The sequence below is a fragment of the Achromobacter sp. HNDS-1 genome (assembly GCF_040084795.1).
Lineage (GTDB): Bacteria > Pseudomonadota > Gammaproteobacteria > Burkholderiales > Burkholderiaceae_B > Achromobacter > Achromobacter ruhlandii.
Genome location: NZ_CP157584.1, coordinates 3,285,659 through 3,308,985, shown reverse-complemented (window position 1 = coordinate 3,308,985; position 23,327 = coordinate 3,285,659). Strand labels below are relative to the sequence as shown.

The 23,327-nt window shown below is 64.2% G+C and carries 16 protein-coding genes; 10 read left to right on the top strand and 6 right to left on the bottom strand.

Annotated features, from left to right (window positions below; translation table 11 throughout):
- Both ABFG95_RS15310 and ABFG95_RS15305 read right to left on the bottom strand, forming a co-directional pair.
- Complete coding sequence (locus ABFG95_RS15310; protein ID WP_348994731.1) at positions 1–8,661, bottom strand: hemagglutinin repeat-containing protein; 8,661 nt, start codon at positions 8,659–8,661, stop codon at positions 1–3.
- A 320-nt stretch (positions 8,662–8,981) separates the two neighbouring features.
- Positions 8,982–9,407 (bottom strand): hypothetical protein, encoded by a 426-nt coding sequence (locus tag ABFG95_RS15305; RefSeq protein WP_049054749.1) that lies wholly within the window; start codon positions 9,405–9,407, stop codon positions 8,982–8,984.
- Between the two features lie 100 nt (positions 9,408–9,507).
- On the opposite strand from ABFG95_RS15305, the gene ABFG95_RS15300 reads away from it, so the two are divergent.
- Entirely contained in the window at positions 9,508–9,987 is a 480-nt protein-coding gene (locus ABFG95_RS15300) for a helix-turn-helix domain-containing protein (protein WP_348994730.1), read from the top strand.
- Positions 9,988–10,078: 91 nt separating this feature from the next.
- On the opposite strand, the gene ABFG95_RS15295 is transcribed toward ABFG95_RS15300, so the two are convergent.
- The gene (locus ABFG95_RS15295; RefSeq protein ID WP_054504342.1) at positions 10,079–10,411 is read right to left on the bottom strand and encodes a hypothetical protein; all 333 of its coding nucleotides are present in this window, start codon (positions 10,409–10,411) and stop codon (positions 10,079–10,081) included.
- Positions 10,412–10,931: 520 nt separating this feature from the next.
- Between ABFG95_RS15295 and ABFG95_RS15290 the strand changes: the two genes are divergently transcribed.
- From ABFG95_RS15290 to ABFG95_RS15280, 3 genes are all read left to right on the top strand, one after another.
- On the top strand, positions 10,932–12,074 hold the full coding sequence (locus ABFG95_RS15290) for a dsDNA nuclease domain-containing protein (RefSeq protein WP_348994729.1): 1,143 nt from the start codon (positions 10,932–10,934) through the stop codon (positions 12,072–12,074).
- 38 nt (positions 12,075–12,112) lie between these two features.
- Positions 12,113–13,858: a hypothetical protein gene (locus ABFG95_RS15285; RefSeq protein ID WP_348994728.1), complete on the top strand. Its 1,746-nt coding sequence runs from the start codon at positions 12,113–12,115 to the stop codon at positions 13,856–13,858.
- 126 nt (positions 13,859–13,984) lie between these two features.
- Positions 13,985–14,782: a TIGR02391 family protein gene (locus tag ABFG95_RS15280; RefSeq protein WP_348994727.1), complete on the top strand. Its 798-nt coding sequence runs from the start codon at positions 13,985–13,987 to the stop codon at positions 14,780–14,782.
- Positions 14,783–14,989: 207 nt separating this feature from the next.
- Here ABFG95_RS15280 and ABFG95_RS15275 read toward each other — a convergent pair whose 3' ends face one another.
- A complete protein-coding gene (locus ABFG95_RS15275) occupies positions 14,990–16,183 on the bottom strand; it encodes an acetylornithine transaminase (RefSeq protein ID WP_348994726.1) in 1,194 nt (397 codons plus the stop codon).
- Positions 16,184–16,396: 213 nt separating this feature from the next.
- On the opposite strand from ABFG95_RS15275, the gene ABFG95_RS15270 reads away from it, so the two are divergent.
- Positions 16,397–17,362, top strand: a complete 966-nt coding sequence (locus tag ABFG95_RS15270) for a tripartite tricarboxylate transporter substrate binding protein (protein WP_063582404.1) — start codon at positions 16,397–16,399, stop codon at positions 17,360–17,362.
- 164 nt (positions 17,363–17,526) lie between these two features.
- Here the strand turns inward: ABFG95_RS15270 and ABFG95_RS15265 are convergent, their stop codons facing one another.
- Positions 17,527–17,856, bottom strand: coding sequence for a YegP family protein (locus tag ABFG95_RS15265; protein WP_054485399.1), 330 nt, complete (start codon positions 17,854–17,856; stop codon positions 17,527–17,529).
- A 275-nt stretch (positions 17,857–18,131) separates the two neighbouring features.
- Here ABFG95_RS15265 and ABFG95_RS15260 point away from each other — a divergent pair, with 275 nt between their 5' ends.
- The 4 genes from ABFG95_RS15260 to ABFG95_RS15245 are packed head-to-tail and all read left to right on the top strand — an operon-like array spanning position 18,132 to position 20,982.
- Positions 18,132–18,914 (top strand): transporter substrate-binding domain-containing protein, encoded by a 783-nt coding sequence (locus tag ABFG95_RS15260; RefSeq protein ID WP_054418795.1) that lies wholly within the window; start codon positions 18,132–18,134, stop codon positions 18,912–18,914.
- A gap of 28 nt (positions 18,915–18,942) precedes the next feature.
- Positions 18,943–19,611 carry an amino acid ABC transporter permease gene (locus tag ABFG95_RS15255; protein WP_006389456.1) on the top strand — a complete coding sequence of 223 codons (669 nt, stop codon included), beginning with the start codon at positions 18,943–18,945 and terminating at the stop codon, positions 19,609–19,611.
- Positions 19,608–20,264 carry an amino acid ABC transporter permease gene (locus ABFG95_RS15250; RefSeq protein ID WP_175143539.1) on the top strand — a complete coding sequence of 219 codons (657 nt, stop codon included), beginning with the start codon at positions 19,608–19,610 and terminating at the stop codon, positions 20,262–20,264. The genes ABFG95_RS15255 and ABFG95_RS15250 overlap by 4 nt, the downstream gene beginning before the upstream one ends.
- The gene (locus tag ABFG95_RS15245; protein ID WP_063583206.1) at positions 20,245–20,982 is read left to right on the top strand and encodes an amino acid ABC transporter ATP-binding protein; all 738 of its coding nucleotides are present in this window, start codon (positions 20,245–20,247) and stop codon (positions 20,980–20,982) included. The genes ABFG95_RS15250 and ABFG95_RS15245 overlap by 20 nt, the downstream gene beginning before the upstream one ends.
- 33 nt (positions 20,983–21,015) lie before the next feature.
- On the opposite strand, the gene ABFG95_RS15240 is transcribed toward ABFG95_RS15245, so the two are convergent.
- Entirely contained in the window at positions 21,016–22,155 is a 1,140-nt protein-coding gene (locus ABFG95_RS15240) for a DSD1 family PLP-dependent enzyme (protein ID WP_348994725.1), read from the bottom strand.
- Positions 22,156–22,353: 198 nt separating this feature from the next.
- Here ABFG95_RS15240 and ABFG95_RS15235 point away from each other — a divergent pair, with 198 nt between their 5' ends.
- The gene (locus tag ABFG95_RS15235; RefSeq protein ID WP_006389462.1) at positions 22,354–23,313 is read left to right on the top strand and encodes a TAXI family TRAP transporter solute-binding subunit; all 960 of its coding nucleotides are present in this window, start codon (positions 22,354–22,356) and stop codon (positions 23,311–23,313) included.
- The last annotated feature ends 14 nt before the right edge of the window (positions 23,314–23,327 follow it).

Genomic DNA, 23,327 nt, shown 5'->3' with positions numbered 1-23,327 from the left:
CTACTGCCTTATCTTTAGCGTGGAGCGTGTAATCACCAACCATCCTTCCGAGGTTTTTATATTAATATTATTCACAACACCTTCGTTTAGAATATTTCCGATAGGGCCTCCCGCCTTCACAAAGGCCGTAATTTCATTTATTTTAATCCCCGATGCCACAGCATCAATATATACATCACCTTTATAGCCTTCCCTGTCCATATCCTTTGCCGCACCAACAATATTTCTCTGAATTGCCAGCATACTCTGTCCCTTCACGATTTTCATTTGGACAGGCATGCCATCCAACCATCCATCAATACCAGCAAAGTTGCTTGTCGGTGCGCCGATAAAATGCCCACCTCTTTGAGCCACTATGTCGTTAGCCTGCGCTGCCTCCTCTGCAGAGAGAGCATTCGCGACCACAGAGCCAACGCGCGGAGTCTGAAGCACAGCGGGGGTCGGAGTAAATACAAGACGCAATGGGCTCTCAATAAGCTCCCCTCCGACTGTCACGTTGCCGGAATACTGCCGTTGATTGACTACCTCGTACTCTCCCGTTGCCGGATTCTGACGAACCAATACGGTTCCATCCTTGTCCACCACCTCGGAATTGCGTAACGTCTGTGCTGTTCCGTTCTTCGACGCGTCAATCGGTAGCAGAGTAGAAGATCCCTTCCCTGCTGCCACAGCTTCAACTCGAGCCTTGGCGACCATAGCCCGAACCTGAGAGGCCGAAAGCCTACCGCCCTCCAGTCCGGCCTGCAGGGCCATTCCCAACGCCTCACGTTGTTCCCATGTGAGATTTCTGAGATCAAACACTCCTCCCTGTTCCATAAGGGTAATGTTCGTTAGCTTGTCGTCTATAACGCGAACCAGCGTGAAATCCCGAGCAGCTTCCGCCTTGGCTCTTTCGTCTCGTAGGGCCTGCGCCACCTTCGCGACATCCTCGGGATTATTGACGTAGTTCGCAACGTCACGTGTCGCATCGGCAAGCGCCAGATTTGAACCCGACAGATTCGAGCGATGCTCTAGACCCTCCTGCCGGCGCTGCCAAGCAAGTTCGTAAAGCTCCGCTAGATCGGCATTGCCCTTGATGCCACCCGCGTGCAAGAGTTGGTTGTCGAACGTGGCGCCAGCTCGTCCGTCAAAGAAGACAAAGTCCGTCCCTTGCGAGCCCGTCATTTCTGCCAAGAATGACCTGGCATTCTTATTTTCAATGTACCGCTCAGCCGCGACCGAATCCGTTTGCCTCAATGCCTGCGATGTAAGCTCGGCTTCGGCTTGAGCAATGGAGATCCCTTCCTTTTCGGCATAGCGCTTGGCATTTTTCTTGATCCAATCGCCTTCGTCAGGGTGCAGTTGCCGGTTGTACATATCGGCCAACGACGCACCCGAGGCGCCGCTCATACCGCCGGTCGCTCCCCCCGCAGCGCTCGCCACGACGTTCAGAATGACCTTGGACACCTGATCGCGCGCATCCGCCGGCAAACCCGCAACCGCCTGATTGACCTGATCGCGCAAGAGGTTAGAGGCCGCGTCACCGGCCAGCGTGCCCGAGATGGCGCCGGCCACATCGCCACCGCCCAGCGCCGCGCCAATCCCGGCGATGGCCGCATGCAGCGCCATGCGCCCAGGCTTGCCCTCGCCCCAGAGTTGTTGATCGTCCGCCGTGAGCCTATCGGCAACATCCCCCGCAATCTGCATCCCCAACTGCCCAAACGCCTGCTGGAACTCCAGTTGCTCGCGGACCTTGTCCTTGTCGAAGATCTTCCCAATACTGCCGTTCGCCCCGGCCGTATCCCGGCTCAGCCCGGCCGTGCTATCCCGTCCCGTTCCCGCGTCCGAACGCACCGCCAGCGTGCCCGCCGACACCGCCGCGCGGGTCGTGCCGGATTCGCTGCCGCTGGTGCTGGCGAAACTCAACCCCGATGGCCCGGCGCCCAGCGCGGCGCCTTTGTTCGGCTTGTCGAACGCACCCGACATGCCCAGGTTGATGCCGACCGTGGTCGACTTGTATTGCGCCGTGTTGTGGATATCGCGGAATCCCAGCGTCTCGGTGGACAATCCGTTTTTCGCCGCATCGGCGTCGCTGGCGATGACCGAGCCATCCAATTGGGTGTGCCTGCCCACGTGGATGTCGTAACCGCCCGCGCCCGCATACAGCCCCGTCTGCTCGATGACGCTGTCGTAGTTGGACTTGGTCTTGCCGACACTCGCGCCCAGATAGGCACTGCCTGTCATCGAACCAAAGCTGAAGCTCCCTCCGGCGTTGACCTGCTTCTGCCTGGCGTCGTAGCGGTCTGAATCCTGCTGGCTCGCCAGCGTCAGGTTGCGGCCGAGATCGGCGCGGATGCGGTCGGCGCGCGCCTGGGCGCCCTCCAGCAGGGTGTCGCGCCCGGAAAGCAGCGCGAGGTTGTCTCGCGCGCTGACCTGCGTCTCGCGATGGGTCGTGCCGTTGCCGTGGGCCTTGCCACTGCCCACGTAGCCGCTGGCAAAGATGTTGATGCCGCCGCCACTACCGCTATCGGACACGCCGATGCCGACGCCGACCTTCCAGCCGCTGTTCTTGCTGGTGGAGACTTCGGTGGCGGTCTCGGCCTGGCTTTGCAGCATCAAGTCATTGGTGGCCGCCAGCAGGACGTTCCTGCCGGCCAGATCGCTGCCGATGAGGGACACGTTGCCCGTGCCGGCGGCGTCTTTTTCGCCCGCGGCCACAAGGGAAAGATCGCCCCCGGCCATGACGGACGAGGCAAAGGCGGTGTCCTGGGTGCGCCGGGTTTCACTGACGGATTTGCTGGCGCCCAGGCTGATCTGGATCTGGGCGCTGGCGGCTTCCTTCCGCGCCGCCGTTGCGTTGTCGGCCTTCGCCGCCTCCATCATCCGATTGGCCTGCACGACCTGATAGGCCGCCTGCCCGACCTTGACGGCGGCCAGGCGGCCATCCTTGGCCTCTCTGGCTTGCTGCAAGGTTCCCTGGACCTGCTGGGCCGCGCCCAGCATGCCGCCAGCCACGCCGATGGTCAGGCCGGACTGCTTGAGCTCGTGGTATTCGTGTTGCCGCGCGTCGCCGACACCGGCGAGGATCGCCACGTTGCTGCCGGCCACGGAAATGTTGCCATCCTGGGCCAGCAGGTTGCTGGCCATGACATCGACATTGCGTGCCGCATCGATACCGAGGTTGCCGCCCGCGCTGCCCACCGTGCTGGCCGAATAGCCCCCGCTGGCGCCGCGCATCCAATCGGTGCGCTGTTGCGTGCTGTAGCCGATGCTGAATCCGCCCCCGCCGCCGAAGCCCGACTTCTTGACCTTTTCGTACTGGTAGTCCTTGTAGGTTTCGTCCTTGGCCAGAACCTGCAAGTCCCTGCCGACAGCGATCCCGACGTCGTGGTCGCCCAGGACGTTCGAGCCAAGGACAGTGATGTCACGCCCGGCCAGCATCGCGACCGTGTCGCCGCCGAAGGTCGAGCTCACGCCTTGCGTCCATTCCGTCTCGCTCTTGCGATGGGTTTTCTTGCTGGACAGGAATCCCTTTTCCTTGAAGTAGGTCTCGTTGTACGTGTAGCCGGCCGAGTCTCCCGCCAGCACGTTGATATCGCGCTGCGCGTTCACGCCCAGGGCGCCCGACGCCGAGACATCGGCGGCGCGGGCGTTGACATCGTTGCCGGCGAGCAGCGTCAGGTCGCCGCCCGCGGCGATGCGCGTGCCGACATCGGTCGCGGCGCGCAGCTCGGCGCGGTTGCGGCTGTCGTAGCGGAAGGATTCGGCGTAGCGGGTCTCGGCGCTGGTCAGGTTGATGTCGTTGCCGGCCTGGATGCGCGCATCGCCCGTGGCGTCGATGACGGCGGCCTGGGCCGAGAGGTCGCGCCCGGCCTGGATGTCGAGCGTGCCGGCGTCGATGCGCGACACGCCATCGATGCGGGTGCTGGAGACGCCGCCGCTGGCGCTGGATCGGGTCGAGGCCGACAGGGTGATGTCGCGGCCCGCCTTGAGCGCGATGGCGCCGCCCTTGAGCAGGCCCGCCAGGTCGTGGATGTCGTTGCGGGCGCTCAGGTCGATGCTGCCGGCCTGCATGGCGCCGACGGCATTGCGCACGTCGCCGGCGTTGACGACCAGGGCGCGGCGCGCCCCCAGCGTGCCGCTGTTGGTCAGGTCGCCGGCCACGTCGATGCGGGTATCGCGGCCGGCGATCAGGGTGCCGTCGCCGCGCAGGTCGCCCGGCTTGACGGCCAGGTAGACCTGGGGCGCAAGCACTGTCTGGCGCGAGCCGTCGGGCAGCGTGACAGTGGTCTCGACCAGCCAGACGATGTCGCCGGTCAGGCGGCGCATCTGGTCTTCGGTAAGGGCGGTGCCCAGCGTCAGGTCGAATCGGCCGGCAAAGTCGGCGCCGGCCGCGAGCAGCGCCTTGTACTGCGATTCATTGTCGGCGTAGTCGCCGACAAAGCGGCTGCCGGTGGCCAGCATGATCTGCTCGGCCACCTGGCGCTGTTCGTAGAAGCCATCGCCCAGGCGCTTGAGTGTCAGGCCTGGGTCCTGGTTGAGACGGCGCAGCAGCATGTCGCTGGAGACGGCACTGCGCGAGCCGGTGAACTGGCGGTCGGTGACGACCAGGGCCGGCGCGTCCGGCGCGGTGATCACCTGATAGAGCTTGTTGGCCGGCAATACGGGCGGCAGGGTGACCACGCGCACCGTCTGGCTGCCCGGAGCGCCGATGTCGATGATGCGTGCGACGGGCCGCCGGGACGGCGGCGCAAAGCTTGGGGGATTGAGGGCGGGCCTCGTCGGCGGCGCGGTGAGCGCAGTGTCACCAGGGACGGCGTGGTCCGTGACGGCCCCTACCGGCACGTCCCGGCGCTCGGAGCCGGCGGTGTCCTGGTACGTCGCCTGGGACTCGTTGCGATGGCGCCTGCGGGTGACGGTGTGGACCTCGACACCGACGCGCTCGACCCGCCGCTCGCCCTGCGCGCCCCGGTTGTCGATGGCCGGACCGTTCACGCCCAGCATGCCGCCGGCGATGATGCGGCTCTTGTCGTTGAAGACGGCGCCCGTGAAAATGGCATCTCCGCCCGCCACGATGCTGGCCGGGTCCGACGACGTGACGCGGGTCTCGCTGACGTCCTCGCGCACGATGTAGTAGAAGAAGTTGCGGACCAGACGGTTGTTGAAGTCGGCGTTGAAGGCGCGGATTCTGGCTTGCAGTTCGTCGTGGCGCGCCTTGTTGATCGCCTGCGCCTCTTCCCGCGCTGCGGCGGCTGCCTTTGCGCAATCGTCGGTATTGCACTGGCCTTGCCGTGGGGCAGGGACGGGCACCGGTTCTTCCACGTCGAACACTTGCCAGACGCGATCGCCGGCGTGGTAGCGAGGGACAGGAACGCGTGCCGACAGTACGCCCCCTGACCGTACCCACGCATAGGCCGGGGGAATAGGTGCGTCCACGCCCTCTTCACCCTTGACCCGGGGCACGTAGTCGAACGGCGGACCGTAGCGCGACTCCGGATACTTGGCCGACGGCAGCAACAGGCTGCGGTCGGGGTCGTCGTTCAGGAACGCCGGGTCCTTGCCGCACGAGGTGGTGACCGAATCGCACAGCCACGTGGTGGCGCCGTCCAGCAGTTCGGTGCCGTTCTCCAGCCGGTAGTAGATCTTGCGGTCGGCATGGCTGACCTGCACCTGTTCGCTGGTGAAGTGCGGATTGAGGTTTTCGATGCGGTCGGCGGCGATGCGGGCGTCACCGCCGGCCTCGATGGTGGCGGAGATGTTCGATACCGTGTCCGCCTGGCCCGCCGCGAGACCCGCGGTATCCAACTCGCGCCCGATCCGCAGGTCGTCCGCCGCGTACAGCAGGGCATGCTCGCGGTTGGTCAGCGTGCCCGCGCCCAGATCCATATCGCCACGCGAGGCGATGACGGCGTCGGCATCGTTCAACAACGTCGGCGCCAGGATGGCGATGCGGTCGCCGTAAAGGCGCCCGCTGTTGCGCAGACTGCCCGCCCGGATGTGGCTGTCGCCTGCGTCGATCAGGCCGGCATTGGCCAGCTCTCCGCTGATGGCCAGGTCGACGCCGCGCAGGCCGATGAGTTCCCCCGTCGCGCCATTGGTGAGCGCGTCGGCGGTGATCCGCAAGTCTTGGCCCGCGTGCAGCTTGCCGTCGTTGCGCAGCGTGCCGGTGGCCAAGGCCAGCGACCCGGCCGTGGCCAGCTCGCCCTCGCCATTGCGCAGGTCGCCGACCTGAAACCGCGCATCGCCTTGGGAGGCGAGTCTGCCGCCGCTGTTGTCGAGCGCGCCGGCAGTCAGGTCCAGTTCGCGGCCGGCGCCGATGCGGCCGGACTGGTTGTCGAGGGCATCCGTCACCAGCGCGATGCGCGCCCCCGCCAACCCAAGGCGAACGGGGAGGGAATCGGTATCGGCCGCGTCAGTGTCCGTGGCGCCGGCAACAGCGCTCGCGATACCGCCGGCCAGCGTGTCGCGATTGTCCACGCGGCCCGCGCGCAGGACCAGCGCATCGTCTCCCTGGATCCGGCCGGCACGGTTGTCGAGCACGCCTTGCGTCTGCAGGGTGAGGTCGCTGGCTGCCAGCAGGCCGTTTGCGTTCGCCACCTCCTGCGCGCGCAGCAAGGCCACGCCCTCGGCGGCGAAGGTGCCGCCAGCGTTGTCGAACTTGCCGCCGGCATTCAGCGTAAGTTCGTCAGCGCCAAGAATCTTGCCTCGCGCATTGTCCACGCCCGCGGCGCGGATGTCGGCCACGCCGCCGTAGACGCTGCCATCCTGGTTGCGCAGGTCGCCAAGGATGTCCAACGCCAACCTGTCGGCCGCGACGTGGCCACGTTCGTTGAACATGTCCGCCGCGCCCAGCGTGGCGCGCCCCTGGGCGAGCAGGCTGCCGTCCGCGTTGTCGAGGCGGCCCGAGATGGCAAGGTCCAAGGCGCCAGCGCTGGCGAGCTTGCCTGCGGCATTGACCAGGCTGCCGGCATCGATGCCAACCACGCCGCCATAGACGCGGCCGCCCTGGTTGCGCAGCGCGCCCACGCTGGCGACCGCCAGCGTGCCTTGCGCCTGCAAGACGCCATCGCGGTTATCGACATCGGCCGCTTGCAGCGCGATATCGCCGCCCAGCAGCTTGCCGCCCCGGTTGTGGAACGCGCCGCCGCCATCGATGCGGGCGGTGTCGCGGGCCTGGATCACGCCTTCCTGGTTGTCGATTCGGCGGGTGCCGCTGATCGCCACGGCACGGCCCGACACCACGCCGCCAGTCCCGTTGACGACCACGTCGCCGTCCAGCGCCACCGTATCCCCGCCAGCGATCGTGCCGCCACCGTTATCGATAGCGCCTGCCACGTGGCCGTTGAGCGCGCCACCGCTGGTGAGCTTGCCAAGCGCGTTGTCCAGGCTGCCGGCATGCAGCGAGACCGATGCGCCATATAGCGCGCCGCCTCGGTTGACGAACGCGCCCGTGGCGTCCAACGCCAATACGCCGCTGGCCGCCGACTGACCGTTCGACAGATCGAGGGTGTCGCCGCGCAACAGGACATCGCCGCCCGCCAGCAGGGTGCCCGTGTTGCCGATGCGCGCGGCTTGCACATCCAGCGTGGCCGGCCGCAGCGAGCCATCCGCTTGCAGGCCAGCGGTCACCGCCCCCCCGTTGTCGAAACGGCCAGCCACAAGGCGGCTGCCGGCGCCCGAGGACATGGCCCCGTCGTTGGCGATCCTGCCTGCGGCATCCAAGGCCAAAGCGCCGGCCGCGGCAACCGCGCCCGCGTTCACGACATCGCCCGCGCTACGTACCGTCAAGTCGGTGGCGGCCTGCATATGCCCCGATGGCTGGATACGGACATCACCGTTCACGTCGACCGACAGCGCGCCCGTCAACGCGGCGAGATTGCCGCCGATGTTCACGCCGACGCCGGCCTCGGTGCCGATCAGGCGGATGCTGTTGGCGTACATGCCGCCCAGCGCGGCGGTGTCCAGCGCCACGATGGGCGCGGGGCCGTCGCCCGCCTGCGCGGATATGGCACCCGAGCCATAGTCAACGCGCGATGCGCCAGCCGTCACGTTCAGCCGGTTCACCCAGATGCCGGCGTTGATCTCCAGCGTGCGCGCGATCAGGTCCACCTGGCTCAGGTTCATGCCGTTCAGGCCTTGCCCCTCGATGCCAAGCCGGCCTGTCGTCACGTCAAAGGCAATGCCGCCGTCCGGCCCGATGCGCGGCTTGCCGGTGGTCAACGTGGCGCGGTCCGCGTTCAGGAATCCGCAGCCATTGCAGGTAATGCCCGCCGGGTTGGCGACGATGACGTTGGCCCGGTTGCCTGCCACTTCCAACGTGCCGAGCAGTTGCGACGGATTGGGCGCGGTGACCTGGTTGAGAATGGTGCCCGCATGCCGATTGCCCAGCATGGGGTTGCCGTCCACTTGCCCGGCCAGTTGCGACGGGCTGGCGCCGCCGCTGTTGTTGAGCACCACACCGGACGGGCCGACGTTGAATTGCGTGTAGCGGTTGTTCGACACGCCGCCGGCCGAAGGCGGCGCGATGTTGACCACCGGCACGCCATGGCTGACGCTCACGAAGGGCTTGGCGCCCGGCACGCTTCTGTCCACCGCGATCGGCAGGGTCTGCGCCAGCACGGGCGACCAGACCTGCGTGAAGGCCACGGACCACGCCATCAGGGAACGGAGCTTGGACATCATTCGTATTCGGTTGAAGGCGGCTTGGAGGGAGGGCGTCGCAATCGTCTTGATGACTGCGGGACTCCCCACACCCCGTCACCCGCCACGGATCGCCGGCGATATCTGGAATCGGCAATTGCGCGCTTCGCAAAGCGCCATGCAGGACTTCATTTTTAGTCGCGCTCCGTTCGTGCACGACGTAGGAACGATCCGAGATTCGGCGCGATGCGCACGAAAATCGGATGAATGGCATGTTGTGTGGGTAGTGCGCGCATCGGCGGCAATCGCGCTGCGCGGGATCGAAAGCCCCGCGCCGGCCTCGCTCAATGCCTTTCGTCCGTTCAGTCCAGGCCCACCTTCGCCGAATGCTTGGGCGCCCGATAATGCGACGAACGCTTGCGTGATTGCCGCGTCGCGGCCTCAAGGGGTAGTCCCGCCTTGCCCAGCGCCCGCGCCAGTTGCTTGCCTGACACGATTCGGCGGCCGACGGTGTCTTCGTCCACGTCCACCTTGACGTACAGCCGGAACAGCCAGAATTGCCGTTCGGCATCGCACCAGTAATAGATCACCCGCAGGCCGCTGCGCTTGCCCCGGCTGCGGTGGGGATCGGCGTAGCGCAGCTTGCGCAGTCCGCCCGTGCCTTCGAGCACCACGCCCGCCTCCGGCATTTTCAGCATCATGCATTGCAGCGCGCGAAATGCGTCATCGTCCAGGAACTTCTCGCGGTCGCGCGAGAACTCGGGCCGTTCGACAAACAGGGCATTCATGGCAATGCACGCGTATCACTATCGTGGATAGACTGAAACCCATTTTGAAGGGCTTCAAGGCGTCCATGCGCGTGCAGGCCGTGGGTTTCGGACGAAGCGAATGACTGCGCTTCACGGACGAGGTCAGAACGGCTTCAGCACCACCAGCAGAATGATCAGCACCGGCGCGGCCAACAGCGCCCGCCTCGCCGTCGTGCCGCTGGAACGCGCCGGCGGCCAGGCGCAATTCATCGTCCGGCCCACGCCGGCCTCGCACACCAACCTGACGCCGCTGCTGCACTGGATCGAACACCGGCTGGCCGAGAACCTGACCGTCGCCGCGCTGGCCGCCCAGGCCGCGGTCAGCGTGCGCACCTTGAACCGGCGGTTTCAGGAACTGCTGGGGGTCAGTCCGCTGCAATGGGTGATCCAGGCGAGGGTGAATCGTGCTCGCGGAATGCTGGAGACGACGGACCTGCCGGTGGAGCGGGTGGCGATGGAGGTGGGGTTCGGGTCAGCGGTGTCGCTACGGGAGCATTTCACGGGGATCGTGGGGACGAGCCCGATGGGGTATCGACGGGCGTTCCGGCGGGCGGGGTGAGGGTGGCTTGATGCTTGGGAATGGGGCAGCCTGACGCTTGGTCTAGAACTGGCCTGACGCATTACGCGGCAGGCCGTTGGTCTTTTTCGGGTTACTGGATCGAGCGCGGCGCGTTGTGCGTGGCGGCGTCGAACGCGGCGTCATCGGCGTAAGCGCGGGCCGATTCCAGCATGGCGTCGGTCAGGGTGCCGAGGTGATCGCACAGGCCCTCCACGCCGCCCATCAACGCGGCCACCGTCCATGCATCCAGCGGCTGGCTGCCGGTGGCGGCGGGCTCCGAGGCGCTGTTGCCGACCAGGCGGGCGATGGTCTGGATGGCGTAGCGGGCGCGTTCGATGTTGTAGAGGTGGGAGAGGGGGACCGGGGCGTGCTCGGGGTCGGTGTCGACCAGCCAGGGGTTTTGGGTGAGGGGGTGGGATTGCATGACAGGCTCCAAAGACTGATGAAGCCCGCTCCCCACTTCCAAATGGGGTGGGCGGGCGCAAGGCAAGGTTGGAAGACCGGCGTCTTTGGAAACCGGCGTGCGCGAACGCACCCTCGCCAGGGCCCGCCCATAGGGACGTGCAGAGGCGTACGGACGTGAAAAAGCCGCCAAGCGGCGGCGGTCCGCCAAAGACATTGCCGGCTTCCAAACCGGGGCTACCGTTGGTGACAGTAGTGTAGGGAGTATAAGGCGGTGATCGGTACTTTATCTGCAAAAGGAGGCAATTTTGCCACTGGCGCAGACAACAAGTGAGGTCTGCTTTCGACCCAAAGCGGACGTCAATCGCGACACTTATACAGAAAGTTGAGTTTTCAACCTAAAAAACGCTAGTTGGTTTGCTTTTTTCCGGTCAGTAACAAGAGGTTGCACACCGGCCCTCGCGCTGATAAATTAGCCGGATCCACGCGGTACAACGGCACGCGAAACTACGGTTCCACGAGCGATATCCATCAAACCAGCTATGGCGCCCGCAGAAGAAAAATTCACCGAAATATTCTCGCTTAGCCAAAATCCGGCTTTTGCGGAGGCTGGCGGCGGCCACGGACAGAAAGGAGTGGACTTCCAGCGCTACTGGGCAATCCTTCGGATAATTGAGCTTAAGGAAGCTGCGGCGACCGATTTTCTCCTCCTTTTTGAATCGATCCAAGATGTTGCTGAGTTTGATTCCGAAACGGCTCCCACTCGGATCGATATCTATCAAATCAAAAAGAAGGATGGCGGCGAGTGGTCGTTCAATGAACTTACTGGAATACGCAAGCCGGACGCCCGTAAAAAGAAGGTGGCTCCTACCTTGTCCAGAGTGGAGAAGAGCCCTGTCGGCAAACTCTACAAGGCTGGCTTAGCCATACAGCAATTGGACGCCACCGCGCATTTCGTATCAAACGCGGGTTGCGACCTTCCGCTGGCGGCGAGCGGAACCGCGTCGTCTCTGCTCAAGTGCTTAGCGTCGGAACTGGACAGCAGCCACGCGTCCTTGCTGACCGAAGGTTTGGCCCTGCTACATGCGACCCCTAGCGAGATACCTGATCTCAAACGGCTTGCCCTCCGAAAAACCACCCTGCATCCAGACAATCCGCATCTCTTGGCGCTTGGGGCCGCAACAGCCTACCTGAGCAAGCATCTGCCGGCGAGCGCTGGTCAGGCGAAGGCATTCATAGACGCTCTGTTTGTCCAACTCAGCGCGCTCGGAAGGCAGACGGAACCCGTTACCTCCTTTAGGGAACTCCGGCGCCAACGGGGGTACTCGATCGCCGAATTGGACGCTGCTCTAGCAGACCTCAAGGGCGTGCCCGACCTGAAATTGCACCTCGACTCTGTCCTTGTTGCACTGTTGCTAGAGGGGCTTTCGCCACTCATGCGCATAACGATAGACATCGGGATTGCGAAATACTTTTCCGCCCTCGTCTCGGGAGTATGGGGAACCGACGAACTTGCTTTGATCGACGAATGCGTCAAGGCGGCGCCGGCGCTAATGGGCGCTGCGCCGTTGCTTCCGGCGCTGGGCGCCGAGGTTGAAAGGATCGCCGCATTGCATCCGGCATTCAAAAAAGCTGAAGTGTTTGCGTATTTGCTAATTCAGGTCACGAAAAATGCCGCAGCCTAATTTCAGGAAACTCCTCCGAGCTTTATCTACAAGATCCTATGAGAACCTTCCAATTCGACAGCATTTCGCTGCTATCGCACCGCGACAAAAGGGCAAGGAAGGTGAGCTTTCACCCTCACAGGAACCTGATCCAAGGGGAGAATCACACAGGCAAGTCAAGCCTCGTTAAACATCTCTTCTTAACGCTCGGAGCCAAACCTCTGGGTACCCTTGAACAGTGGGATCCGCAGACCGTCTCCGCGGTGCGGTTCAAAGTAGACGGAAAGTCTTTCACGGCGATCCACCACAGCGGCTCGCGCGCGCTTTACGATTCTTCGGGCAAACTCCTAAAGGCAACTGATTCGCATGCGGCCTGGACGGAGGCGTTCGCGACGCTCGTCGGCTTCAAACTCATGCTGACCTCTAAAAAGACGGGCCAAGGCACGCTTGCCGATCCTGCGTGCTTTTTCCTTCCTTTCTACATCGACCAAGACGGAAGCTGGCGGGACAAGTGGGACACCTTCCCTGCAACGATGCAGTATGCGGCCCCGGTTCGCAGCATTCTCGAGTATTTCAGCGGAATCAAGCCTGCAAAATACTATGACCTCAAAAGCGAGCACAGTGAGGTGTCGAGGGAGGCTGACGCGCTGGTTAATGAGATGAAGCTTCTTGAGCGCACTCGCAGTCGACTTAGTCACGCGCTCCCGGTTGATACCGTAAAGCTTTCAGAGAAAGGTTTCGAAGAGGATATCCGACGCCTAACGGCAGAAGCGAACGACCTCAACCGTCTTCAGGAGGCGCTACGTGCTAAGCACGTCCGCGAAGGCGAGGTGATCGCAAGTATCAACCACCAAATCCAAGTGGCCTTCGCATCGTTAAGGGAATACGCGGGTGACCAAAAATACCTTGCCAGTACGGCCAACGCACACGAAATTGTATGCCCTACCTGCGGGGCTGAGCACGAGCAATCGTTCCTACACCACCTTGGTTATGCGGAGGATGCGAGGATCCTGGAGGAACTGACGCGAACGCTCCAAAAACACCTTGTTGATGCGAAGCGCCAACTGGAATCGACTAGCAAGGAGCTCCAGTCGCTACGAGGCAACTACGCGAGGATCAACGACATACTTGAGCATAAGCGCGGGGAGCTACGATTCCGCGAAGTCGTGGAATCCCACGGGTCGCAAGCTGCCCATAGGGCGTTCGACGCGGAAAGGGAACAGATTACTAGTGAACTTGCGGACTGGAACGTCAAGCTATTAGAAATCGATGCACGTCTGGTCGCATTGACCGACAAGAAGCGGACAAAAAGAATCGTAACGGCATTCAGGGAAGCTTACGCACACGCGAGGAAGGCGCTCAACGTGCCAGATCCAGCGGGCAACCCCAACATTGTCAGCAGACCTAACCGATCGGGTAGCGGCGGTCCCCGCCTACTCCTCGCTTACTACGCCGCGCTATGGAAGGTATGCCACGATGAGCAAGTGGGTATGTCGATCCCCGTGGTCATCGACTCTCCAAACCAGCAGGACCAGGACGATCTGAACCTGCACGTCGTACTCGGATTTATTGCCGAAAACCTTCCGGTTTCCATGCAGTTAATAGTCTGCGTCACGAAGCACTCGGACACGCAGCTCGACAAGACGATCATTTTCGACAAGAAGTACAGCATGCTGCTTTCTGAGTTCTACGAAGAGGTCGAAACCGACATTGGTCCGCTCTACCGGCAGATGAATTCGGCACTATTGAACACACCGCTGGACGAAACCAACAGGCGTGACCCCGCCTCTGACACCGTTGAATAATGTGATCCGCCTCACCGTCTTGACTCGTGCATCTCGGCCCACTTGCGCGCACCTTACACGGCATACCTGTCCGGGGTTTACAGGCCTTCTACCTACAGCCACCCGCGAAGAAAGGAGGTAAGTTTGATGGCACTCTTTTCGCAAGATCAGTTGGAAGCAATAGCGGGAGCGCTTGGCGATACGAGCGCCGGGCTTACTGGCAATGAGATCCAACACCTTATCGCCTCGAGCAAGATGACCGATCCCGGCCCGATTACGAAAAGGGTTCGCATCTACAACGCGTTTGCCGAGAGCCAAAACACTAAGCAGAACCGGACCCATGTGTTGGCGTTCATCCGGCACGCTATGAAGCCCGCACGCTATAGCCGCGAGCCCAGCCGCTACGAGCCGTTGCGCGCACTTCTTAATCAAGCGCTCGCCTTTGCTGGACTGGTCGTGGACCAGGCCGGCGAGCTCAGTTCTTCGGAGGTAGCACGGACTCTGCCCGAAGCACAGCGACGTGCACGCGAATTGCGGGCCGACCTTGAGGGCCGAGGCGTCCACCCAGATGTCCTAAGATTCTGCCGCGCCGAACTTTTGGCCGACAACTATTTTCACGCCGTGCAGGAAGCCGTGAAGAGTGTTGCCGACAAGATGCGATCCCGGACCGGCCTCACCGATGACGGTGCCTCCTTGGTAGATCGAGCCCTAAGCGGTGAACCTCCATTGCTCGCAATCAATCCGCGCTCCACGGCCAGCGAAAAAAGCGAGCAGAATGGTTTCGCCAACCTCGTGCGTGGAACATTCGGTATGTTCCGCAACCCGACGGCTCACGAAGCAAGAGTTAACTGGGCGATGCCGAAGGAGGACGCCGAGGACTTACTGACGATGGTCTCTCTTATCCATCGCCGCCTTGACCGGGCCCGCATGCCGCCAAGAGGCTGAGCCTCTGGACGACGTGCGCGGCGAAGCCTCCCTCCGATTCGATTCGGCGCAGCTTAGCGTGACCGTTGAATTTCTGCTTTCCCGTGATCAGTACGACTGCTTTGACCGAAAGCGGCCATAATTCGATTTCGATGCCAAATAAATAGTCATATGGAAAAAACAAAGGCCGCAGAAGCAGCCCGTGTTTTACCTACGATAAAACGATATTCAAACCTTACGCACCTGCGCAATCAACCCATCCAACTGCGTAAGCATCGTATCGATTTCTTCCGCCGTCACATTCAACGCCGGCATAAAGCGCAGCAAATTCCCCCGCGGCGCATTCAGCAGCAGGCCATTGGGCGCCAGATTCCGCGCAGCCTCGACGATAGCGGGGCCATCATCGCGATCCATCACCAGCGCACGCAGCAACCCCATCCCGCGCTCACCCTTCATACCATACTTGGCCGACAAAGCCAGCAGCCCTTCGGACAGTTGCTTGGCGCGCGCATTAACCGATTCCATGAAGCCCGGCGCAGCCAGCGCATCAAACACCGCCACCCCGACAGCCGCCATCAACGGATTCCCGTTATACGTGCCACCCTGGTCCCCATGCGAGAACACGCAAACTTCCTGACGGGCCAGCAACGCAGCCAGCGGCACCCCACCACCAATCCCCTTGGCCAGCGTCATGATGTCCGGCACCACGTCGGATTGCTGATAGGCGAACAGGGTGCCGGTACGGCCCATTCCCGTCTGCACTTCATCCACAATAAACAGCAGCTTGTGCTCATCCGCCAGCTTGCGCAGCCCCTGCATGAATTCCTTCGTCGCCGGGATGACGCCGGCTTCACCCTGGACGGGTTCGAGCATGATCGCCACGGTCTGATCATCGATCAGCTTGCGCACCGATTCCAGATCATTGATCTCGGCCTTCGGGAAACCTTCCACCTGCGGCGCGAACATCTTGTCCCAGCCCGGCTTGCCGGACGCGGACATCGTGGCCAGGGTGCGGCCGTGGAAGCCGTGGTTCATGGTGATGATCTTGTAGGCGCCTTTCTTGTTGACCTGGCCCCATTTGCGCGCCAGCTTGATGGCGCCTTCGTTGGCTTCGCCGCCGCTGTTGGCGAAGAAGACGCGGTCGAAGACCGAGGCGCCGGTCAGGCGGGTGGCCAGTTCGATGGAGGGCAGGTTGTAGAACGCCGGCGACGGGTTCATCAGCAGCTTGGACTGGTCCAGCAGGGCTTTCTGCATTTCCGGGGCGCTGTGGCCCAGGGTGTTGACGGCCCAGCCCTGGACGAAGTCCAGGTATCGCTTGCCCGCGTGATCCTCCAGCCAGGACCCCTGGCCGCGCACGAACACGAGGTCCGGACGGGAGGTGATCTCCATGAGGGCGTTGACGTTGTACTGGCTGAATTCCATGGCGGTTCCTGCTGAAAGGAGAGAACAGGGGTTGAAAAAGAAGGGGAAACGCTAAATGCCGAATTTAGCACCGGCGGGGGAATGCTATCGTGACGCACCCCCAGCCGATCCGCCCCACGGCCGCCCCAAAAGGGCCGCTTGCGCGGGGCTCTCTATTTTATGCAACAGGGCCGGCGCCGGACGCCGCGCTTTGTCGCTTTTTACTGACCGATCATGACACGAATTCTTTCCAGTCTTGCCGCCGGCCTGGTGCTGGCGGCGGCCGCGACGGCCGCGCATGCCGAATATCCCGACCGTCCCATCCGCCTGATCGTGCCGTTCCCGCCGGGGCAGGCCACCGATATCTTCGCCCGCGCGCTGGCCGAGAAGCTGGGCACGGCCGTCAAACAACCGATCGTGGTGGAGAACCGCGCCGGCGCCGGCAGCAATATCGGCATGGAGCAGGCCGCGCGCGCGACGCCGGACGGTTACACGCTGGTGATCGCGGGCTCGGCCGCGGCGGTGAACCAGACGCTGTACAAGACCATCAACTACAGCCTGACCAAGGATTTCGCGCCGGTGTCGGGGGTGTTCTCGGTGCCGCTGATGTTCCTGGCGACGCCGGCTTCGGGCATCACGTCGCTGCAGCAGCTGGTCAAGCAGGCGCGCGCCAATCCGGGCGAGCTGGCGTATGCCAGCGCCGGCATCGGCGGCACGCAGCATCTGTCGGCCGAGATGTTCAAGGCGGCGGCCAATATCGACATCCGCCATATTCCGTACAAGGGCAGCGGCCCGGCGCAGGCGGATTTCCTGGGGCACCAGGTGCCGCTGATGGTGGATTCGGTGACGGCGGGGCTGCCGCACGTGCAGAGCAAGAAGGCGGTGGCGCTGGCGGTGACGACGGCCAAGCGCCTGCCGCAACTGCCGGACGTGCCGACGGTGGCCGAGAGCGGTTATCCCGGTTTCGAGGCGATCGGCTGGGCGGCGGTGCTGGCGCCGCGTGATACGCCGCCGGCTGTGACCAATTACCTGAGCCAACAGATCGCCCACGTGCTGGGCACGCCCGAGATGCAGAAGTTCTTCCGTGATCGCGGCGCGGAGCCGATGCCGATGAAGCCCGAGGCCACCGGCGCGTTCATCGCCGGCGAGGTCGACAAGTGGGGCAAGGCGGTCAAGCAGTCGGGCGCGCAGGTGGACTGATTGCTCGTTTGAAAACGCGCGGGGGGATCGCAGGGGCCGGATGGCCTCTTGCGCCAGGCCTGCCGAGTGCGTCGTGGGGCGGGGCATGGCGACGAATCGCCGCGCCCCGTGCCCCCTCTGCGAAACAGGGGCGGTGGCAGTGATGCCGCCGCCCCTGTTCACGTTCAGGTGTTGTCTTTGACCGTGGGGGTGGGGCCGTTGCTCTTGACGGATTCGATGCCGTTGTCGCGGGCCGCGGCGCTGGAATACATCTCGCTATGGCCGATGATTTGCCCGTTGGTGGCGGTCAGGTTGAAAAAGGGCGAGCCGTTGGTGGCCGTCTTGCGCTGGTAGCGCGCATCCACCGGCGAATTCTGGCGGACCGAGGCAATGCCTTCCAGGGCGCTGGCCTTGCTGGTGTAGCGCTCGCTGGTCAGGATGACCTCATGATTGGCGGCCTTGAGGTTGAACATGTATTGGTCGCCGCTGCGCTTCAAATCGTAGTAACCACTCATGGAAATCTCCGTAGGGGGATGCTTCGAGGATTGGCTGATACTGCGATGCGTGCAGGTGAACGCCGGACGATAGTAACGGAGCCCGGCCCATTGCGGTGCCGGCAATGCGCCGCCTTGGCGCGTCGCGCACCACCTCGGTGCATTTCGCGACCCTCGTCGCGGCGGCCCACGGCGTGCCCAAAATGGCACGGAACTTGCTTTTCCAGTTTTGTATACCGAATTGGTGTGCAACGCTCGACCCCGCTCCCGGGGCGGCGCGCCCTGGAGAGGTCCTCATGAACCGTAGAACCCTGTTGCTGTCCCTCTGCACCGCCGCCACGCTGCTGGCCGCGCCGCTCACGCATGCCGACACCCTGGACGACATCGTCAAGCGCGGCACCCTCAAGGTCGCGGTGCCGCAGGACTTCCCGCCGTTCGGCTCGGTCGGCGCCGACATGAAGCCGCTGGGCTATGACATCGACACGGCCGCGCTGATCGCCAAGCAGCTGGGTGTGAAGCTGGAGCTGGTGCCGGTGACCAGCGCCAACCGCGTGCCGTACCTGCAGACCCGCAAGGTGGATCTGGTGATCTCCAGCCTGGGCAAGAATCCCGAGCGCGAGAAGGCGATCGATTTCTCCGACGCGTATGCGCCGTTCTTCAATGGCGTGTTCGGCCCGGCCGATGTGAAGGTGGCGTCGGCCGCCGACCTGGCGGGCAAGACCATCGGCGTGACGCGCGGCGCGGTCGAGGACATCGAGCTGACCAAGATCGCGCCGCCCACGGCCACGCTCAAGCGCTATGAAGACAACAACGGCACCATCACCGCCTTTCTGTCGGGTCAGGTGCCGCTGATCGCCACGGGCAACGTGGTGGCGGCCGCGATCCTGGCGCGCAACCCGCCGAAGAAGCCGGAGACCAAGTTCCTGATCAAGGATTCGCCCTGCTATATCGGCCTGAACAAGGACGAGCCGAAGCTGCGCGCCAAGGTCAACGAGATCCTGGCCAATGCCAAGCGCGACGGCTCGCTGACGGCGATCTCCAAGAAGTGGCTGGGCGCCGATCTGCCCAAGGATCTGTAAGGCAGGCGCGCGCGCCGGAGCGCTGTTCATGGCTTATCAATTCGACTTCGCTTCCGTGTTCGACTACACGCCGGTGCTCATCAAGGGCATTGGCGTGACGGTCGAGCTGATCGCGTTTGGCGCGGTGGCGGGCGTGGCGCTGGGCATCGCCTGCGCCTGGGCCCGCACGCAGGGGCCGCGCTGGCTGCGCGCGCCGGTCACCGCCTATGTGGAGGTGGTGCGCAACACGCCGTTCCTGATCCAGTTGTTTTTCGTGTTCTTCGGGCTGCCGTCGCTGGGCGTGCAGTTCAGCGAGATGCAGGCGGCCTGCCTGGCGATGGCGCTGAACCTGGGCGCCTACAGCGCCGAGATCATCCGCGCCGGCATCGACGCCACGCCCAAGGGCCAGTACGAGGCCGGCGCCAGCCTGGCGATGACGCGTTTGCAGGTGTTCCGCCATGTGGTGCTGAAACCCGCATTGGCGCGCATCTGGCCGGCGCTGTCGTCGCAGATCGTGATCGTGATGCTGGGGTCGGCGGTGTGCTCGCAGATCGCGGCCGAGGACCTGACGTTCGCGGCCAATTTCATCCAGTCGCGCAATTTCCGCGCGTTCGAGGTGTATTTCGTGACCACCGGCATCTATCTGGTGCTGGCGGTGTTGTTGCGCCAGTTGCTGCGCATGACGGGCAGGCGGTTGTTCCGCAAGGCGGCGCGATGATCGAGTTCACCACCTGGGACATTGTCCGCAACCTGCTGCTGGCGGCGCGCTGGACCATCGTGCTGTCGCTGGTGGCGTTTGCCGGCGGCGCGCTGATGGGCGGGCTGGCGCTGATGATGCGGACCTCGCGCGTGGCGCTGCTGCGGCGCGTGAGCTGGGCGTATATCGAACTGTTCCAGGGCACACCGCTGCTGATGCAGTTGTTCCTGGCGTTCTTCGGCTTGTCGCTGGCCGGGGTCGAGGTGCCGCCGTGGCTGGCCGCGGGCGCGGCGCTGACGTTGTGGTCGGGCGCGTTCCTGGCCGAGATCTGGCGCGGCTGCGTGGAAGCGATTCCGAAAGGCCAGTGGGAAGCCTCGGCCAGCCTGGCGTTGGGCTACGTGCAGCAGATGCGCTACGTGGTGCTGCCGCAGGCGCTGCGCATCGCGGTGGCGCCGACCGTAGGTTTCGCGGTGCAGATCGTCAAGAGCACGGCGCTCACCTCCATCATCGGCTTCACCGAGCTGTCCAAGGCCAGCACGGTGATCACCAACGCCACCTTCAGCCCCTTCACTGTCTATGCCTGCGCCGCGCTGATCTATTTCGCGCTGTGCTGGCCCCTGTCGCGCCTCAGCCTGCTGCTGGAAAGGAAGTTGCATGCCCCTCATCGCCCTTGAAGACGTCCGCAAGAAGTTCGGCGACAACGAAGTCCTGAAAGGGGTGACGTTGCGCGTCGAGCCCGGCGAGGTCATCGCCATCATCGGCAAAAGCGGTTCCGGCAAGAGCACGCTGCTGCGCTGCGTGAACGGGCTGGAGCAGATCGACAGCGGCGCCATCATGGTGGCGGACGCGCAACTGGGCGACGACGAGTTGCGGTTGCGCGCGCTGCGGCTGAAGGTGGGCATGATCTTCCAGCAGTTCAACCTGTTCCCGCACCTGACGGTGGGGCGCAACGTGATGCTGTCGCCGATGGTGGCCAAGCGCATGCCGCAGGACCAGGCCGCCGACCTGGCGCGGGCGATGCTGACGCGGGTGGGGCTGGCACACAAGTTCGACGCCTGGCCCGAGGAGTTGTCGGGCGGGCAGCAGCAGCGCGTGGCGATCGCGCGCGCGCTGGCGATGCAGCCGCTGGCGCTGCTGTGCGACGAGATCACGTCGGCGCTGGACCCGGAGCTGGTCAACGAGGTGCTGGCGGTGGTGCGCGAGCTGGCCGCCGACGGCATGACGCTGCTGATGGTGACGCACGAGATGCGCTTTGCGCGCGAGGTGTGCGACCGCGTGGTGTTCATGCACCAGGGGCGCGTGCACGAGATCGGGCCGCCGGAGGAATTGTTCACTGCGCCGGCCACGCCGGAGCTGCGGCAGTTCCTGGGGATGACGGATCTGGCGCGCTAGGCGCGGGCCGTTGCCGACGGCCCGCCCCCGCCATCAGCGCGAGAACCCGCGCGCCGAGATTTCCCAGATGTCCTGCACGATGCCGTCGCGATACACCACCAGCCCGTCGTGCAGGTTGAAGGTGGGATCGACGTGCGAGGGCACCAGCAGCAGCGTGTCGCCCAGCGCCGGCGGCTGCGCGTCGGGCGCCACGCGCACCACGCCGTGTTCGTCGTTGATGGCGGCGTATTGCAGGCCCTGGGCGCCGTGGATCGCGGGCGGGCCGCATTCGGCGGTGGTGGACTTCAGGCCGGCGTCGAGGATGACGCGGTCCGGCGCCGGCGTGCTCATCACGGTGGACAGCACGAACAGGCTGTTCTGGAAGGCGAGCGCGCCGTCCCATTCGTTGGCGCCGTAGTCGCCGTCCATGAAGGCGTAGGAACCGGCCTGCAGTTCGGTGTAGACGCCGCTGGCGGCATCGAATTCGGCGCTGCCGGTGCCGCCGCCGGTGATGATGTCGCAGGCGATGCCGCTCTCGCGCAGCAGCAGTTGATACGACGCGGCGATGCGCGCGGCCTGGCGGCAGACCGCGGCGCGTTCTTCGCGGGTGCGCAAGTGCTGCACCGAGCCGTGGTAGGCCTGCAGGCCGACGAAGGTCACGCCCGGCAGGTCGCGCGCCTGCTGCGCCAGCGCCAGCACGGTGGCGTCGTCGGACGCGCCGCAGCGGCCCTGGCCCACGTCCACTTCCACCAGCACGTCGATCTCGGCGCCGGCCGCGGCCATGGCCTGCGAGATCCGCGCCAGGTTGGCGGCGTTGTCGACGCAGACGCTGAGCTTGGCAGCGCGCGCCAGTTGGGCCAAGAGGCGCAGCTTGGCCGGGCCGACCACTTCGTTGCTGATGTGAATGTCGGTGATGCCGGCGGCCACGAAGGGCACGGCCTCGCTGACCTTCTGGCAACAGATGCCGCGCGCGCCCAGCGCCAGCTGGCGGCGCGCGATCTCGGGGCATTTGTGGGCCTTGGCGTGGGGCCGCAGCGCGACCTCGTGGCGGTCGGCCCAGGCCTGCATGGCGCGCAGGTTGGCCTCGAACGCGGCCAGATCCAGCACCAGGCTGGGCGTGTCGACGCTGGCCAGGGGATCGCCGGCCTGCGCGGGCGGGGGCAGCGCAATGCCGCGTATGACTTCTTGGGACATCGAATAGCTCCGTGATCAAACCTGCGGCGTAACCGTGAACCGCCGCCGCGCGCGATGGCCCACGCCGGACCGTTGACGTTTCCACACTGCGGCAACCCCTGGTAAACGATAGCTTCCAGGCCATTGGCGCAGGGCGGGTGGCGTGCCAGAATTTCAACACAACAATAGGTTACTTCCACTCATAACGGAGAAGCTCGCATGAAACTCAGGAATTGGATCGCCACCCTGGCCATGGCCGCCGCCGCTGTCGGCGCGACCGGGGCCGCGCAAGCCCAGCAGTTCTTCCGTATCGGCACCGGCGGCACCGCCGGCACCTACTACCCCATCGGCGGCATCATTGCCAACGCCGTGTCCCAACCCGGCAAGCTGATCGCCACCGCGGTCGCCTCCAACGGTTCGGTGGCCAACATCAACGGCATCATGGGCGGTTCGTTCGAAGCCGGCTTCACGCAGTCGGACGTGGCGTTCTGGGCCTACAGCGGCACCGGCACCTTCGAAGGCAAGCCCAAGGCGCAGGACCTGCGCCTGATCGCCACGCTGTATCCGGAAAGCATCCACCTGGTGACGCGCAAGGGCGCGGGCATCAAGAGCGTGGCCGACCTGAAGGGCAAGCGTGTGTCGATGGACGAGCCGGGTTCCGGCACGCTGGTGGACGTGCGCCTGATCCTGGGCGCCTATGGCATGACCGACAAGGACGTCAAGGCCGAGTACCTCAAGCCCAACCAGGCCGGCGACAAGCTCAAGGACGGCGGCCTGGATGCGTTCTTCTTCGTGGGCGGCGCGCCGGCTGGCGCCATCGCCGAACTGGCGTCTTCCGGCAACATCGAACTGGTGTCGCTGGTCGGCCCGGAAATCGACGCATTGCGCGCCAAGCAGGAATTCTTCACGCCGGACACCATCGCCGCCAACACCTACCAAAATCTGCCCGAGGTCAAGACCATCTCGGTCAACGCGCAGATGGTCACGTCGGCCAAGCTGTCCGAGCAGGTGGTGTATGACGTCACCAAGGCGCTGTACAGCGACGCCACCCGCAAGACCCTGGACAACGGCCACGCCAAGGGCAAGCTCATCACCCGCGACAACGCGGTCAAGGGCGCGGGCATCCCGTTCCATCCGGGCGCCGAGAAGTTCTACAAGGAAATCGGCCTGCTGAAGTAAGCGCCGATCCGTTC

Coding starts and splice junctions, on each gene's coding strand:
- ABFG95_RS15310 (WP_348994731.1), bottom strand. CDS start 8,661: ATGATGTCCAAGCTCCGTTCCCTGATGGCGTGGTCCGTGGCCTTCACG.
- ABFG95_RS15305 (WP_049054749.1), bottom strand. CDS start 9,407: ATGAATGCCCTGTTTGTCGAACGGCCCGAGTTCTCGCGCGACCGCGAG.
- ABFG95_RS15300 (WP_348994730.1), top strand. CDS start 9,508: ATGACTGCGCTTCACGGACGAGGTCAGAACGGCTTCAGCACCACCAGC.
- ABFG95_RS15295 (WP_054504342.1), bottom strand. CDS start 10,411: ATGCAATCCCACCCCCTCACCCAAAACCCCTGGCTGGTCGACACCGAC.
- ABFG95_RS15290 (WP_348994729.1), top strand. CDS start 10,932: ATGGCGCCCGCAGAAGAAAAATTCACCGAAATATTCTCGCTTAGCCAA.
- ABFG95_RS15285 (WP_348994728.1), top strand. CDS start 12,113: ATGAGAACCTTCCAATTCGACAGCATTTCGCTGCTATCGCACCGCGAC.
- ABFG95_RS15280 (WP_348994727.1), top strand. CDS start 13,985: ATGGCACTCTTTTCGCAAGATCAGTTGGAAGCAATAGCGGGAGCGCTT.
- ABFG95_RS15275 (WP_348994726.1), bottom strand. CDS start 16,183: ATGGAATTCAGCCAGTACAACGTCAACGCCCTCATGGAGATCACCTCC.
- ABFG95_RS15270 (WP_063582404.1), top strand. CDS start 16,397: ATGACACGAATTCTTTCCAGTCTTGCCGCCGGCCTGGTGCTGGCGGCG.
- ABFG95_RS15265 (WP_054485399.1), bottom strand. CDS start 17,856: ATGAGTGGTTACTACGATTTGAAGCGCAGCGGCGACCAATACATGTTC.
- ABFG95_RS15260 (WP_054418795.1), top strand. CDS start 18,132: ATGAACCGTAGAACCCTGTTGCTGTCCCTCTGCACCGCCGCCACGCTG.
- ABFG95_RS15255 (WP_006389456.1), top strand. CDS start 18,943: ATGGCTTATCAATTCGACTTCGCTTCCGTGTTCGACTACACGCCGGTG.
- ABFG95_RS15250 (WP_175143539.1), top strand. CDS start 19,608: ATGATCGAGTTCACCACCTGGGACATTGTCCGCAACCTGCTGCTGGCG.
- ABFG95_RS15245 (WP_063583206.1), top strand. CDS start 20,245: ATGCCCCTCATCGCCCTTGAAGACGTCCGCAAGAAGTTCGGCGACAAC.
- ABFG95_RS15240 (WP_348994725.1), bottom strand. CDS start 22,155: ATGTCCCAAGAAGTCATACGCGGCATTGCGCTGCCCCCGCCCGCGCAG.
- ABFG95_RS15235 (WP_006389462.1), top strand. CDS start 22,354: ATGAAACTCAGGAATTGGATCGCCACCCTGGCCATGGCCGCCGCCGCT.